Raw genomic sequence first — 14,710 nt, 5'->3', positions numbered from 1 at the left:
AGGACAGGACGTTCATCCAATGTTTGTCTTCGGGAGTGGGAAATGAAGCCTTTCTTGCGCTGGTGTTACGTTGCGACAGCACTCATGCTGGCAGGATGCAGCAACCATGATTGGCGTAAAGACGAAGTTTTGGCAATCCCGTTGCAGCCTACGTTGCAGCAGGAAGTGATCCTGGCGCGCATGGAACAAATTCTTGCCAGCCGGGCACTGACGGATGACGAACGCGCACAGCTTTTATATGAGCGCGGTGTGCTGTATGATAGCCTCGGGTTACGTGCATTAGCGCGCAATGATTTCTCGCAGGCGCTGGCGATACGTCCCGACATGCCGGAAGTTTTCAACTACCTGGGCATTTACTTAACGCAGGCAGGCAATTTTGATGCTGCCTATGAAGCGTTTGATTCTGTACTAGAGCTTGATCCAACTTACAATTACGCGCGTTTAAACCGGGGCATCGCACTGTACTATGGCGGCCGCTTCCCGTTGGCGCAGGATGATCTGCAGGCGTTTTATCAAGACGACCCAAACGATCCCTTCCGTTCGTTATGGCTGTATCTGGTGGAGCGAGAAATCGATCCCAAGAAGGCCGAAGTAGCGCTTCAGCAGCGCTATGACAAAGCGGACAGAGGGCAATGGGGATGGAATATTGTCGAATTCTACCTGGGCAAGATCAGCGAAAAAACGCTGATGGAACGCCTCAAGGCAGATGCAACGGATAACACTTCGCTCGCTGAGCATCTCAGTGAAACTGACTTCTATTTGGGTAAACACTACCTGAGTCTGGGGGACAAGGACACCGCTTCGGCGCTGTTCAAACTGACGGTGTCTAACAACGTTCACAACTTCGTTGAGCACCGCTATGCATTGTTGGAATTGGCGCTTTTGGGCCAAGAGCAAGACGACCTATCGGAATCGGACCAGCAATAGCTGACGAACACCTATCAGCCTGATGAACATTGGTTTTTAACCAAAGTTATCGCCTTAACGGGCGAGGGCTTTTTTGTTCGTTTTATAATCTAATTTGAGCCGGTTCACACTTTTCAATGAAAATGACTGAAAATTTTCTCGACGAGTTATGTAGACTGGCTGCCATTATTAATGAGGCACGTGTACATGACGACTGAGTTTGAAACCTCTTTTGCTGATCTGGGGCTGTCTGCTCCAATCATTTCCGCCCTGAACGATCTGGGCTATGAAAAACCATCTCCGATCCAGGCTGAGTGTATTCCTCACCTGTTGAACGGCCGCGACGTGCTGGGCATGGCACAGACCGGTAGTGGTAAAACTGCAGCGTTCTCGCTGCCGCTGCTGCACAACCTGCAGGCAGACCTGAAAGCACCTCAGATCCTGGTGCTGGCACCAACCCGCGAACTGGCGGTTCAGGTTGCCGAAGCGATGACCGATTTCTCCAAACACATGAACGGCGTTAACGTGGTAGCCCTGTACGGCGGCCAGCGTTACGACGTGCAGCTGCGCGCTCTGCGCCAGGGCCCGCAAATCGTTGTGGGTACCCCAGGCCGCCTGCTGGACCACCTGAAGCGCGGCACCCTGAACCTCTCCAACCTGAGCGGTCTGGTGCTGGATGAAGCCGACGAAATGCTGCGCATGGGCTTTATCGAAGACGTAGAAACCATCATGGCTGAGATCCCGGCTGAACATCAGACCGCGCTGTTCTCCGCTACCATGCCGGAAGCGATCCGTCGCATTACCCGCCGCTTCATGAAAGAGCCGCAGGAAGTGCGCATCCAGTCCAGCGTCACCACCCGTCCGGACATCAGCCAGAGCTACTGGTCGGTTTACGGCATGCGTAAAAACGAAGCGCTGGTGCGTTTCCTGGAAGCCGAAGACTTTGACGCGGCGATCATCTTCGTTCGTACCAAGAACGCGACCCTGGAAGTGGCCGAAGCGCTGGAGCGCAGCGGTTACAGCAGCGCCGCGCTGAACGGCGACATGAACCAGGCGCTGCGTGAGCAGACCCTGGAGCGCCTGAAAGACGGTCGTCTGGATATCCTGATCGCCACCGACGTTGCGGCCCGTGGCCTGGACGTTGAGCGCATCAGCCTGGTTGTCAACTATGACATCCCGATGGACTCCGAGTCTTACGTTCACCGTATTGGCCGTACCGGTCGTGCGGGCCGCGCCGGCCGCGCGCTGCTGTTCGTGGAAAACCGCGAACGCCGCCTGCTGCGCAACATCGAACGCACCATGAAGCTGACCATCCCGGAAGTGGAGCTGCCGAACGCAGAACTGCTGGGCGAGCGTCGTCTGGCCAAGTTCGCCGCGAAAGTTCAGCAGCAGCTGGAAAGCAGCGATCTGGATCTGTACCGCGCGCTGCTGACCAAACTGCAGCCGGAAGAAGAGCTGGATATGGAAACCCTGGCCGCAGCGCTGCTGAAAATGGCTCAGGGCGAACGTCCGCTGATCCTGCCACCGGATCCGGTCTTCAAGCCGCGTCAGCGTCGTGAGTTCAACGACCGTGACGATCGCCGCGGCGACCGTCGTGACAGCCGCGACAACCGTGACGGCGATCGTCCGCGTCGCGAACGTCGTGACGTTGGCGAAATGCAGCTGTACCGCATCGAAGTGGGCCGTGACGATGGCGTAGAAGTCCGTCATATCGTTGGCGCTATCGCTAACGAAGGCGACATCAGCAGCCGTTACATCGGCAACATCAAGCTGTTCGCTTCCCACTCCACCATCGAGCTGCCAAAAGGCATGCCGGGCGAGATCCTGAATCACTTCACTCGCACTCGCATCCTGAACAAGCCGATGAACATGCAGCTGCTGGGCGATGCACAGCCGTTCGAACGTCGCGAGCGTCGTGACGGCGGCAACGGCGGCGAGCGTCGCGGCAACGGTCGTCCGTTCAACGGCGAACGTCGCGAAGGCGGCCCACGTCGTTCCTTCGGCGAACGTCGTGAAGGCGGTAACGGCGGTGAGCGTCGTGGCGGTAACTACAACCGTGACGGCAAGCCGGCGCCACGCCGTGATGACGGCGCCCCGGCGGCACCACGTCGTCGTTTCGGCGACGCGTAATCGCCGATTCACCGTTCGCGGTGAGCGCTCTGAAAAACCAGCCTGCGGGCTGGTTTTTTTATGCCTGAAAATTGCCGTCAAACGCCCCTGAATGGCGTATCATTCATAAGGTTTTTTCTTACGGATGATATGCACGGGAGATGCCATGAGTTGGCAGCAGTTTAAATCTCAATACCTGGTGCGCTTTTGGGCACCGCTGCCGGCGGTGATCGCCGCCGGGATCCTCTCTACCTACTACTTCGGCATGACCGGCACCTTCTGGGCAGTGACCGGCGAATTCACGCGCTGGGGCGGCCTTGTGCTGCAGTGGTTCGGTCTGCACCCTGAACAGTGGGGCTATTTCAAGGTGATCGGTTTGCAGGGCACGCCGCTGGAGCGCATCGACGGGCGCATGATCATCGGCATGTTCGCCGGCTGCATCGCCGCCGCGTTGTGGGCCAACAACATCAAGCTGCGTCAACCGCAGCATCGCATTCGCATCGTCCAGGCGCTGCTGGGCGGCATCATCGCCGGTTTCGGCGCGCGCCTGGCGATGGGGTGCAACCTGGCGGCCTTCTTCACCGGCATTCCTCAGTTCTCGTTGCACGCCTGGTTTTTCGCGCTGGCGACCGCCGCCGGCTCTTACTTCGGCGCCAAATTCACGCTGCTGCCGATGTTCCGCATCCCGGTCAAATTGCAAAAGGTGAAGGCCGCCGCGCCGCTGACGCAGAAGCCTGAGCAGGCGCGCCGCCGCTTCCGGCTGGGCATGGCCGTCTTCGGCCTGGCGGTGGCCTGGTCGCTGTGGACACTGTTCGATGCGCCGAAGCTCGGCATCGCCATGCTGTTCGGCATCGGCTTTGGCCTGCTGATCGAGCGCGCGCAGATCTGCTTCACTTCGGCGTTCCGCGATCTGTGGATCACCGGCCGCACCCACATGGCGAAAGCCATCATCATCGGCATGGCGGTGAGCGCCATCGGCATCTTCAGCTATGTGCAGCTCGGCGTGGCGCCGAAGATCATGTGGGCCGGCCCGAATGCGGTGCTGGGCGGTTTGCTGTTCGGCTTCGGCATCGTGCTGGCCGGCGGCTGCGAGACCGGTTGGATGTACCGCGCCGTGGAAGGGCAGGTGCACTACTGGTGGGTGGGGCTGGGCAACATCATCGGCGCTACGCTGCTGGCCTGTTACTGGGACGACCTGGCGCCGGCGCTGGCAACCGACTACGACAAGATCAACCTGCTCGATACCTTCGGCCCGATCGGCGGCCTGCTGGTGACTTACCTGCTGCTGGCGCTGGCCTTCGCCGCCATGCTGTGGTGGGAGAAACGCTTTTTCCGCGCCCGGCCTGAGGCGCAGGTGGTGAATTTGAGGAGCATGCCATGAAAGCAACAACGATAGTGCCGGACTACCGGCTGGACATGCTGGGCGAGCCTTGCCCGTACCCGGCGGTGGCGACGCTGGAGGCGATGCCGCAGCTGAAGCCGGGGGAGATCCTGGAGGTGATCAGCGATTGCCCGCAGTCGATCAACAACATCCCGCTCGATGCGCGCAACCACGGCTACAAGGTGCTGGATATCCAGCAGGACGGGCCGACCATTCGCTACCTGATCCAGCGTTAACGCCAAGGCGGTGGGGATCCCACCGCCTCTTCGCTTTTTAGCCCTTCACGATGTCGCCCTTCACGCCGGCGACGATCTCGAACGAACGCAGCCGCGCCTGATGATCGAAAATCTGGCCGTTGACCATGATCTCGTCGGCATCGGTTTCACGCAGCAGTGTTTGCAGCCCGTGGCGCACCGTTTTTTCATCGCCGACGATCGACATCCGCAGCGCCTGCTCGACGCCGTATTGCTCGCCGGCGGTCCACAACGCGTGAATGTTATCCACCGGCGGCGGCAGCGGGCCGGGCGAACCGCGACGCAGATTGATGAACTGCTGCTGCATCGAGCTGAACAGGAAGCGCGCATCGCGGTCGCTGTCGGCGGCGATCACGTTGACGCAGACCATGGCGTGCGGCTGCGCCAGCTGTTTGGACGGTTTGAAGTTCTCGCGGTACAGCTGCAGCGCCTGGAACAGCATATCCGGGGCGAAGTGCGAAGCGAAGGCGAACGGCAGGCCGAGCTGCGCCGCCAGCTGTGCGCTGTAGAGGCTGGAACCGAGCAGCCAGAGCGGCACATGCAGCCCCTGGCCCGGCACCGCCTGCACCGGTTGCCCGGGCTGCGCGTCGCAGAAGTAGTTTTGCAGTTCCTGCACGTCGCGCGGGAAAGTATCCACGTCGCTGGACAGGTGGCGGCGCAGCGCCATCATGGTGCGCTGATCGGTGCCGGGCGCGCGGCCCAACCCCAAATCGATGCGCCCCGGGTAGAGCGACTCCAGCGTGCCGAATTGTTCGGCGATCACCAGCGGCGCATGGTTCGGCAGCATCACGCCGCCGGAGCCGAGGCGAATGCTCTGGGTGCCGGCGGCCAGATAGCCCAGCAGCACCGAGGTGGCGGCGCTGCCGATGCCGGTCATGTTGTGGTGCTCGGCCAGCCAGTAACGCTGGTAACCCCAGCGTTCGGCGTGCTGCGCCAGATCCAGCGAACAGTGGAAAGCGTCGCGCGCCTTGGCCCCTTGCGGGATTGGCGATAAATCCAGTACCGAAAGCGGTACGGCAGTGTGTTCAGTCATGACATCGTCCATCAGAGAGTGGATCGCTTAAAGGGCGATTGCAGGAGTCTGCATACTAAAAGGCCGAAAAAAAGATGCTTTTTAGTGTTAAAAGCATAATCCAATTTATAGTTATAAAAGAGGAGATATGTGCTTGTGATATCCTCATGAGTGCAATGGTGTTTTTTGGAGCAATTTGAGACATGGAAATGATGATCCCCGCCCGCCGCTTACCGTTCCGGGAGCTGACATAATGAAAAAAAAGACGCTGTTTACCCTGTTGCTGATGTTGGCGGCGATCGCATTGGCGATCCTGTTCCGCGCGCACAATCAGGATCTGTTACTGCAGGGTGAAGTGGATGCCCCCGAAGTGATCGTCGCATCCAAGGCGAAAGGCCGAGTCGTTGAACGCCTGATCGAACGCGGCGACGACGTGAAAAGCGGCCAACTGATCATCCAACTCGACAGCCCCGAACTGATGGCGCAGCTGCGTTCCGCGCAGGCGACGCGCGACGAGGCCAAGGCGCAGCTCGAGCTATCGCTGCACGGCACCCGTGAAGAGAGCATCCGCAACCTGCGCGCCAACCTGGCGCAGGCCGAGGCGCAGTATCGCAATGCGCAAAACGACTATAACCGTAACCTGAGCGTGGCCGGCAAGGGCTATATCTCGAAGTCCGAGCTGGACGCTTCGCGCCGGTCGCGCGACACCGCCTTCCAGCAGGTGCAGGCCGCCAAGGCCAACCTGGATGAAGGCATCAACGGCGACCGCGTCGAGCAGCGGCAGCAATATGCGGCGGCGCTGCGGGCGGCGGAAGAGAACCTGCTGCAGATCCAGGCGCAGAGCGACGATCTGCAGGTGAAAGCGCCGGTAGACGGCGAAGTGGGGCCGATCCCGGCCGAAGTGGGCGAATTGTTGAACGCCGGCAGCCCGCTGGTGACGTTGATCCGGGTGCCGGACGCCTACTTCGTGTTTAACCTGCGTGAAGACATCCTGGCCCACGTGCGCAAAGGCGACAAGGTCAAGCTGAGGGTGCCGGCGCTGAAGGACAAAATGATCGACACCGAGGTGCGCTACATCGCGCCGCTGGGGGATTACGCCACCAAACGCGCCACCCGCGCCACCGGCGACTTCGACCTGAAAACCTTCGAAGTGCGCCTGTATCCGTCACAGCCGGTGGACGGCCTGCGTCCGGGGATGAGCACCTTATGGCAATGGAAAGAGTAAGGGCCGGCTGGCGCTGCTTCAGTCACGCGTTCGACAAAGAGTGTCGCGTCGCCTTTCGCAGCCCGGTGGTGCACTGGCTGAGCTGGATCTTTCCGCTGATCCTGTTTGCGCTGATCAGCAGCAACTTCTCCGAAGGCACGCTGCTCGATCTGCCGGTCTCGGTGGTGGACAGCGATCACAGCCCGCTGTCCAAATCGCTGACGCGGCGGCTGGACGCCGGTTCGCACGCCCACGTCGAGGCTTACGGCGGCGGGTTGCCGGAGTCGCTGAGCCGCCTGCGCAGCGCGCAGGATTACGCGTTGCTGTATATCCCGCCGGATCTTGAGGCCAACGCGCTGTCGGGCAAACAGCCGAGCGTGGTGATGTACTACAATGCGTTGTTCTACGGCGCCGGGCTGTACTCCACCCAGGACTTTGGCGGCCTGATGAACGAAATCAACGCCAGCACCCGCAGCATCATCGCCACCGAGATGGGCAAGACGCTGCCGCCGTTGGCGGACGTGACGCTCTCCTACGGCAGCCTGTTCAACGCCAGCGGCAGCTATATCTATTACCAGCAGTTCGCCGCCACCATCCATCTGCTGCAGCTGTTCGCGGTGACCTGCATGATCTACGTGCTGGCGCGCAGCAAGTCGCTGCTGCAGGCCAAGCCGTTCAGCCTGGCGCTGCTCGGCAAGCTGGCGCCGTACACGCTGTGTTTCACCACCCTGCTGATGGTCGAGATCGCGGCGCTGGTGGGCATCTTTGACGCCCGCGTCAGCGGCAATCCTCTGTTTATGCTGATGATCGGCCTGTTCTACGTGATGGCGGCGCAGAGCATCGGCCTGCTGCTGTACACCTTTACCGGCAGTACCATCACCGCGTACAGCCTGATCGGTATTTTGGTCAGTATCGCGATGACCTTCTCCGGCATGGCGGTGCCTGAGCTGTCGATGCCGCTGCCGGCGCGCATCATTTCCAACATCGAACCGCTGACCCACGCGCTGTACGCGATGTTTGACGTGTTCCTGCGGCAGGTGCACGCCAGCGCCATCTTCAGCGTGTGCGCGCTGCTGGCGGTCTATCCGCTGGTGGCCGCGCTGCTGGTGCGCAATCGCCTGCCGGCGCGGCTGGAAAAAGAGGGGAACGCCGGATGAAGCTCTATTGGCAAACCTTCGTTAAAGTGCTGCTCGGCATGCTGGAGCGGCCGGTGTGGCTGATGCTGATCCTGTCGCTGTGCATCATGAGCCTGGTGTACGCCAACCGCACGGTCTGGGATCTGCCGGTGGGAGTGGTCGATCAGGATCACAGCACCGCCAGCCGGCAGCTGATCCGCCAGCTGGACGCAACCTCCAAGATAGCGATTGAAACCTACGACAGCCTGGAACAGGCGCAGCGCGATCTCAGCTGGCGCAAGCTGTTTGCGGTGATCATCATGCCGGTGGATCTGGAGAAGAAGATCCTCAGCGGGCAGAACATCGTGGTGCCGGTCTACGGCGACGCCACCAACCGCCTGGCTAACGGCCAGATCCAACAAGACGTGGTGGCGGCCTATCAGCAACTGCTGACGGAGTACAACAACGGGCTGCTGCTGCGCAGCGGCTTCAGCGAACGGCAGGCGCAGATACTGCTGACGCCGATACTGGGACAAACGCTGGACGTGTTCAACCCCGGCATCAGCTTTGCGGCGATCATCTTCCCCGGGCTGTTAGTGATGCTGTTGCAGCACTCGTTGCTGATCGCCTGTATCCGCGTCAATATCGCCATGAAAAGCATGCCCGGCGGCAAAGCGCCGCTGGCGGCGCACCTCGGCGGGCTGACGGCGCTGCTGCCGATCTGGCTGTTCCTGTCGATCGTGCTGTTCGTGCTGTGGCCGTGGGTATTGGGCTATAGGCAGACGGCGAACATCGCCGAACTGCTGCTGCTGACCTTCCCGTTCCTGCTGGCGGTATTGGGGCTGGGCAAGCTGGTGACCGAGTGCCTGCGCAGCGTCGAGATGATCTACCTGACGCTGGCGTTCATCACTACGCCGGTCTTCTACCTGTCCGGCACCATCTGGCCGCTGCAGTCGATGCCGGCCTGGGTGCGCGCCATCTCGTACAGCATTCCCTCCACCTGGGGCACCAAGGCGATCGCCGGCGTTAACCAGATGGGGCTGTCGCTGAATGAAGTGTGGGGCGACGTGGTGATGATGCTGATACTCGGCGTGGTCTACACCCTGCTGGGCTTCGGCGTGGCCTTCTTGCGCAACAGCGTGGCGCTGCGCGGGATGTTCAGGAAGCGGCGGGCGTAAGGGGAGGCATTGATGCCTTTCCCGGTGACGTCAAAAGATAATTAATCCAATGGGTTATTGCGTTATTCCCGCGGCCGGCGGGGATAACGCAAAGCGACCACAACCCGGCAATCGGGTTTCGGCCGCGCATAAACTCTCCTCGCTAACGGCACGCAGCAACCCCTTCTTGAAATTCGGTCTGGCCCGCCGACAATCACGCACGCCTTCAATCACGCCTGTTTGTGTTGCAGTGTTATGTTCTCTTTTTGATAAGGCTATTCCTAATTCTTTCAACCTTATCATCCCTAAAAAATAACCCTTCGACTATTTAGCCAAAAGTGATATTTGCCGGGATAGAACATTGCTTATCCAATTTTAATTGTTATATTTCTATTTCGCTCAAAATGATTAGATTTTCTTAATTGTTGATGTGTGTGATGAACTCCTCGGGATTTACGATCTTAGCGTGCGGAAATCATTAATTGTAGGGTAATTAAATGGATTGCTCGCTCATAGTCATGAGATTGGTCTGTAAACGGGATGTTTCAGATAGGTGCCGTTATGTAATAAATATGAAGGAGCATGATGTATGACGGGTAAGTTAAGCGTTCAAACGGTTCTGTTTGAATATCATGGACAAAAATATAAGGTCTTCCTGGCATGCGATAAACGGCATGTTGGGTGCAACGAATTAAATCCGTTGTATTTTTTAGATGCCAACAGACACTTTGAGACCCTAATTAAGGCGGGTTATCACGGTGATGATGTATCCCCTGTGCTTTATATTGGAATCGGTTATCAGGAGGGGGTCGATATTAAGGCGGCTCGCACATTCGACTATACGGTGAGCGATGGCAGCGAGCGCTTTAAAGACGGGGGCGGAGCGGAGCAATTTTATCGATTTATTCAGGATGTCGTCAAACCGTGGGTCGAATGTCGTTTTAAGGTCAATAAGCAAATGCAAACGCTGGCGGGGCATTCGTTTGGCGGGCATTTCACCTTATACGTGGCGTTTCATCATCAAACGGCTTTTCAGCGCTATGTTGCCGCCAGTCCCGCGCTCTGGTGGGCGAATGGCGCAGTGCTGCCCGAAGGCGACGTTAAGCTTGCCGCAAGCATTGATTGGTTATCGCTGCTCTTAGGCAGCCGCGAGGAGCGGGCGGAGCCGGACAGTACCGATCTTGAGAAAGAGATCTTCCAGCGCATAGGGGATAACCCAAGGTTGAAGGTCAGGAATCTGGCGTCGCAGTTAGTGAAAGACGGCGAGCGCTGCAGCTTCGAGTTTCTTCCCGGGCGCAAACATCCGGCGGTGGCAAAAGATTATGCACGCATAGCGAATTTCGTTGCGAGCCAAAAACCACTGCCAACAGGGCTGTGACAGGAGAGGTTAAATGGATTTTAAAGTGACGAGAGGGTTGCTGCTTTTGGCTGGATTATTTTTCTCTATCACGGCGGTGGCAAAGCCTATTCAAACCGACGAGACCGCCTCATTGATTAACCAGCGATTGTCTTACATGAAAGACGTTGCCGGGTATAAGGCAAACAACCATCTGGCCATTGAGGATTTGCCTCAGGAGGCCAACGTATTGGCCAACTCAGTCCGCGAGGCGGAAGCATTGGGATTGGATGGCAAGTCGGTGGCTCCTTTTATACAGGCGCAAATGGATGCGGCCAAAGCGATTCAGTATCGCTACCGGGCAGACTGGCTGTCGGCGCCGGAAAACGGCTGGCAGCCTGAATCGCTGGACAGTGTGAGAGCGAAAATCAGCCGGCTGAATACCCAGATTTTGACCAGCGTCAGCAATAAATTGAAGAAAGGCGAGCGCTTTAATGACAGGTTTGTTTTTATGAAATCCCTGGAACAAACCCACCTGAAAGTTGGCGATAAAGAACGCCTGTGGCAGTCATTAAAGCGAATTGCGTTGAAAGGGTAATCGCCTGCCGTTGTTCTGGCTGAATGCGCCCGATGTGTGGTTTCGGGCGCATTCTCCTCGCGGGCGGCCAGCCGAATAATGGCGTTGAAAGGGCCCTCAGGCGAGGGAAAGCCCGGCGCCGGCCTCCATCATCCCACCAACGCCAACCCGGCCACGCGGCGCCAGTAGCCGTTGCAGTCGGCGTGGTCGGTCAAGGCCAGCGGCTGCTCGCCGCGCTCGTTGGCGCGGAAGGCATCGATCTGCGCCAGCGTCTCGGCGCCCTGCGGCGACAGCCGCACGATGTCCACCAGCCCTTGCATGTTCGGCAGCTCGTTGCCGAGGTTATAGCAGTAACCGCTCATCGTCTGGATGCCGTTGAGTACGAACACCTGCTGTTGTTCCTGCGAACGCATCATGCGGCCCTGCGGGTACTTGATGCAGCAGGTTTCGCACTCGTCCTTGCCGCGGTTCTCCGAGCGGGCGGTGAAGCAGCGCGCGGAATAGGCCAGCGGCAGATGGCCGTAGCTCAGCACCTCCACCTCGAAGTCGTGGCGGAAGCCCAGCTCGTCGCACTGCGTCAGCAGATTGGCCAGCCAGTCGCGCGACAGCTCGACCGGCATGCACCAGCGGATCATGCCCTGGCGGCGCAGCAGGCGCAGGGTATAGGCGTTGTAGCAGTTCAGCGCATGGCCGGCGACGAACGGCAGGCCGCGCTCCGCCGCCATGTTCACCGCGCCCAGATCGTTGGCTTCAAACAGGAACTCGCCGTTTTCCACATAGCGTTTCAGCTCATTCAGTTCGGACGGCGCCTGCAGCAGCGCCAGCGTGGAGATCACCACCTGTTTACCGCTGCGGGCGATTTCGCGAGCCAGCGCCAGCCAGTCACCGACCTTCATCTCGCGGCGCTTGGCGCAGACGCTCTCGCCGAGATAAATGATGTCGGCGCTGCTGTCCGCCGCCTGTTGATAGAACGTTGCGATGTCGTTTTTCGGCCAGTAGTAGAGTACCGGCCCCAGTGCGTATTTCATGTTTCCTCCGGCTACTGCCATTTGCGGTGATAGGCGCCCAGCGTGGTTTGGGTGCCTTCGGACATCGCGCCCAGCGTCTCCATCCAGGCTGCGTCGGCGCGGTAGGCGGCCGGATCGGCCTGGCAACGGTCGATCGCCTGGCGCCAGACGCGCGCCACCTGGCTGACGTAAGCCGGGCTGCGCTGGCGGCCTTCGATCTTCACCGAAGCGATGTTGGCGGCCAGCAGCTCCGGCAGCAGCTCCAGGGTATTGAGGCTGGTGGGCTCTTCCAGCGCGTGGTAGCGCACGTCGTCCACCAGATAGCGGCCCTTGCACAGCGTCGGGTAACCGGCGTTTTCGTGGTCCTGATAGCGGTCGATCAGCACGTCGTTCAGGCGCGACTCCATGCCCTGTGCGGTTTGCTGCCAGCGCACGAAACGCGCCGGCGAACAGGCGCCGACGGTGTTCGGCGACTCGCCGGTCAGGTAGGAGGAGAGGTAGCAGCGCCCCTCGGCCATGATGCACAGGCTGCCGAAAGCGAACACTTCCAGCGGCACCGGGCTGGTGCGCGCCAGCTGTTTCACCTGGTGCATCGACAGCACCCGCGGCAGCACCACCCGGCCGACCTCGAAGTTGCGCTGGTAGAAACGGATCGCCTCCTCATTGGTGGCGGAAGCCTGTACCGAAACGTGGCGCTCCAGCTGCGGGTAGCGTTGGGCGGCGTATTCCAGCATCGCCAGATCCGCCAGAATCAACGCGTCGGCGCCCAGTTGGGCGGCCATATCCACCGCGCGCTGCCAGCGGGCGTAGCCGTCGGGATGGGCGAAGGTGTTGATGGCGATATGCAGTTTGCGGCCGTGGCGATGCACGTAATCGACCGCTTCCTGCAGCTTTTTCTCGGTGAAGTTGAGGCCGGCGAAGTGGCGCGCGTTGGTATCGTCTTTCAGCCCGATGTAAACGGCATCGGCGCCGTTATCCACCGCGGCCTTCAGGGCCGGCAGGTTGCCGGCGGGACAAAGCAGCTCCATAGATTTATCCTGGCTTAGCCGTACGCCCGGCCGGGCGCACGCTGTCTTTAAAGGTTGCCGACGACGGTGTTCCGCCGGCAAACGCGAATCGGGGAGGCCATTTTAGGCAAAGGGGCGCGCACGGGTTTTGATTTGAGGCAGCTTATGGCGTATTGATAAACATGGCGGTGAAATGCACTATTTGTTGATATAGACCGCTGAAGCCGCGCGTCAGTGTGGCAAAATAGCGGTAGTCCGTATTGAAAGGAGTGGATGACCGTGTTGGAACAACTACGAGCACGTCTTGTGCGCCAGGGGCCGTCGCTGCTGCGCATCCCGCTGAAATTCACGCCGTTCGCTCTGCAGCGCCAACTGCTGCAACAGGTGCTGAGCTGGCAGTTCCGCCAGGCGTTGGCGGATGGCGATCTGGAATTTCTCGAATCGCGCTGGTTAAAGATCGAAGTTCGCGATCTGGCGCTACAATGGTTTATGACGGTAGAAAACGACAAACTGGTGGTCAGCCAGCACGCCGAAGCGGACGTCAGCTTCAGCGGCGACGCCAACGATCTGATCCTGATCGCGGCGCGTAAGCAAGATCCGGATACGCTGTTCTTTCAGCGTCGGCTGCAGATTGAAGGGGATACCGAATTGGGCCTGTATGTGAAAAATTTGATGGACGCCATTGAGCTGGAAAGCATGCCTGCGCCGCTGCGTATGGGGCTGTTGCAGTTGGCTGATTTTGTCGAAGCAGGGCTGCAGGAGGGCACGGCGTCGGCTTCCCGTGTGGCGGCATCATGCTGATCCGCGTAGAGATACCGGTAGACGCGGCGGGTATCGATGCCTTGCTGCGCCGCGCCTTTGGCCGCGACGACGAAGCCGACCTGGTGCAGCAGCTGCGCGAAGACGGCCTGCTGACGCTGGGCGTGGTCGCCACTGACGACGAAGGCGGCGTAGTGGGTTATGCCGCGTTCAGCCCGGTGGATGTGGCCGGCGAAGATCGCCAATGGGTGGCGCTGGCGCCGCTGGCGGTAGATGAAAGCCTGCGCCGTCAGGGGCTGGCTGAAAAGCTGGTGTACGAGGGGTTGGATTCGCTGAACGAATTCAGCTACGCCGCGGTGGTGGTGCTGGGCGATCCGGCCTATTACGGCCGCTTCGGTTTCAAACCGGCCGCCGCCTATGGTCTGAATTGTCGCTGGCCGGACACGGAAAGCGCATTCCAGGTGTATCCGCTGGCGCAAGACGCTCTGAATGGCGTCAGCGGCGAAGTGGCTTTTTCGGCGCCGTTTAATCGCTTTTAACGACCGGCAATAGAGACTCCAACGACAGCGGCGGGTGATTCACCAGCCGCTCTTTTTGTATTTTGCTCAGCTGTTTGACGCGGTATTCCAGCTTCAGCGCCGTTGAGCGATCCCCCACCTGGCAGTGAAACGCCAGCGTCAGCTCCCCTTTACCGCGCAGCGCCTTGGCGCCTTTGCCGGCTTGATGTTGCGCCAGGCGGCGCGCCACGTCGGTGGTGATGCCGGTATACAGCATGCCGCTCGGTAAACGCAGCATGTAGAGGTGCCAGGGAGTGGGGGTAGTGTCGGTCATCGTACGCCGTTTCGGTGGCCAGGGTCGGCGTATGATGGCATGTTCGCCGTCACAA

At 59.6% G+C, this 14,710-nt stretch carries 16 protein-coding genes; 12 read left to right on the top strand and 4 right to left on the bottom strand.

The window, feature by feature from the left end:
* Window positions 1-42 precede the first annotated feature (42 nt).
* The 5 genes from nlpI to yedF all read left to right on the top strand — a co-directional run bounded on the left by nlpI (window position 43) and on the right by yedF (window position 4,632).
* A complete protein-coding gene (gene nlpI / locus ACSBQS_RS15980; protein WP_004933495.1) occupies window positions 43-927 on the top strand; it encodes a lipoprotein NlpI in 885 nt (294 codons plus the stop codon).
* 116 nt (window positions 928-1,043) lie between these two features.
* Window positions 1,044-1,124 carry a protein YrbN gene (yrbN, locus tag ACSBQS_RS15975; protein ID WP_099032700.1) on the top strand — a complete coding sequence of 27 codons (81 nt, stop codon included), beginning with the start codon at window positions 1,044-1,046 and terminating at the stop codon, window positions 1,122-1,124.
* Entirely contained in the window at window positions 1,114-3,036 is a 1,923-nt protein-coding gene (locus ACSBQS_RS15970; RefSeq protein WP_170852973.1) for a DEAD/DEAH family ATP-dependent RNA helicase, read from the top strand. The genes yrbN and ACSBQS_RS15970 overlap by 11 nt, the downstream gene beginning before the upstream one ends.
* Before the next feature lie 145 nt (window positions 3,037-3,181).
* The gene (yedE, locus tag ACSBQS_RS15965; RefSeq protein ID WP_434991138.1) at window positions 3,182-4,396 is read left to right on the top strand and encodes a selenium metabolism membrane protein YedE/FdhT; all 1,215 of its coding nucleotides are present in this window, start codon (window positions 3,182-3,184) and stop codon (window positions 4,394-4,396) included.
* Window positions 4,393-4,632, top strand: coding sequence for a sulfurtransferase-like selenium metabolism protein YedF (yedF, locus tag ACSBQS_RS15960; RefSeq protein WP_033641662.1), 240 nt, complete (start codon window positions 4,393-4,395; stop codon window positions 4,630-4,632). Before yedE ends, yedF begins: the two co-directional genes overlap by 4 nt.
* Before the next feature lie 37 nt (window positions 4,633-4,669).
* On the opposite strand, the gene ACSBQS_RS15955 is transcribed toward yedF, so the two are convergent.
* A complete protein-coding gene (locus tag ACSBQS_RS15955; RefSeq protein ID WP_047575412.1) occupies window positions 4,670-5,683 on the bottom strand; it encodes a luciferase-like monooxygenase in 1,014 nt (337 codons plus the stop codon).
* Between the two features lie 232 nt (window positions 5,684-5,915).
* Between ACSBQS_RS15955 and ACSBQS_RS15950 the strand changes: the two genes are divergently transcribed.
* The 5 genes from ACSBQS_RS15950 to ACSBQS_RS15930 all read left to right on the top strand — a co-directional run bounded on the left by ACSBQS_RS15950 (window position 5,916) and on the right by ACSBQS_RS15930 (window position 11,072).
* Window positions 5,916-6,887: an HlyD family secretion protein gene (locus ACSBQS_RS15950; RefSeq protein ID WP_033638900.1), complete on the top strand. Its 972-nt coding sequence runs from the start codon at window positions 5,916-5,918 to the stop codon at window positions 6,885-6,887.
* Window positions 6,869-8,023 carry an ABC transporter permease gene (locus ACSBQS_RS15945; protein ID WP_033651473.1) on the top strand — a complete coding sequence of 385 codons (1,155 nt, stop codon included), beginning with the start codon at window positions 6,869-6,871 and terminating at the stop codon, window positions 8,021-8,023. Before ACSBQS_RS15950 ends, ACSBQS_RS15945 begins: the two co-directional genes overlap by 19 nt.
* Window positions 8,020-9,159: an ABC transporter permease gene (locus ACSBQS_RS15940; protein ID WP_016929316.1), complete on the top strand. Its 1,140-nt coding sequence runs from the start codon at window positions 8,020-8,022 to the stop codon at window positions 9,157-9,159. Before ACSBQS_RS15945 ends, ACSBQS_RS15940 begins: the two co-directional genes overlap by 4 nt.
* A gap of 568 nt (window positions 9,160-9,727) precedes the next feature.
* A complete protein-coding gene (locus ACSBQS_RS15935) occupies window positions 9,728-10,516 on the top strand; it encodes an alpha/beta hydrolase (protein WP_047025094.1) in 789 nt (262 codons plus the stop codon).
* Between the two features lie 13 nt (window positions 10,517-10,529).
* Window positions 10,530-11,072 carry a chorismate mutase gene (locus ACSBQS_RS15930; protein ID WP_033641664.1) on the top strand — a complete coding sequence of 181 codons (543 nt, stop codon included), beginning with the start codon at window positions 10,530-10,532 and terminating at the stop codon, window positions 11,070-11,072.
* 128 nt (window positions 11,073-11,200) lie between these two features.
* On the opposite strand, the gene ACSBQS_RS15925 is transcribed toward ACSBQS_RS15930, so the two are convergent.
* Both ACSBQS_RS15925 and ubiU read right to left on the bottom strand, forming a co-directional pair.
* On the bottom strand, window positions 11,201-12,079 hold the full coding sequence (locus ACSBQS_RS15925; RefSeq protein WP_033641665.1) for a U32 family peptidase: 879 nt from the start codon (window positions 12,077-12,079) through the stop codon (window positions 11,201-11,203).
* Between the two features lie 11 nt (window positions 12,080-12,090).
* Window positions 12,091-13,086: a ubiquinone anaerobic biosynthesis protein UbiU gene (gene ubiU / locus ACSBQS_RS15920; RefSeq protein ID WP_033641666.1), complete on the bottom strand. Its 996-nt coding sequence runs from the start codon at window positions 13,084-13,086 to the stop codon at window positions 12,091-12,093.
* Window positions 13,087-13,344: 258 nt separating this feature from the next.
* On the opposite strand from ubiU, the gene ubiT reads away from it, so the two are divergent.
* Window positions 13,345-13,866: a ubiquinone anaerobic biosynthesis accessory factor UbiT gene (ubiT, locus tag ACSBQS_RS15915; protein WP_033644181.1), complete on the top strand. Its 522-nt coding sequence runs from the start codon at window positions 13,345-13,347 to the stop codon at window positions 13,864-13,866.
* Window positions 13,860-14,363 (top strand): GNAT family N-acetyltransferase, encoded by a 504-nt coding sequence (locus ACSBQS_RS15910; protein ID WP_021504238.1) that lies wholly within the window; start codon window positions 13,860-13,862, stop codon window positions 14,361-14,363. The genes ubiT and ACSBQS_RS15910 overlap by 7 nt, the downstream gene beginning before the upstream one ends.
* On the opposite strand, the gene ACSBQS_RS15905 is transcribed toward ACSBQS_RS15910, so the two are convergent.
* Entirely contained in the window at window positions 14,350-14,655 is a 306-nt protein-coding gene (locus ACSBQS_RS15905; protein ID WP_139120340.1) for a GIY-YIG nuclease family protein, read from the bottom strand. The two genes, ACSBQS_RS15910 and ACSBQS_RS15905, sit on opposite strands and share 14 nt — an antisense overlap.
* Window positions 14,656-14,710: the final 55 nt, after the last annotated feature.

The sequence above is a fragment of the Serratia sp. H402Y genome (assembly GCF_051172415.1).
Taxonomy (GTDB): Bacteria; Pseudomonadota; Gammaproteobacteria; order Enterobacterales; family Enterobacteriaceae; genus Serratia; species Serratia ureilytica.
The sequence above is the reverse complement of the archived record's forward strand: the minus strand, read 5'-3'. Positions and strand labels throughout refer to the sequence as shown.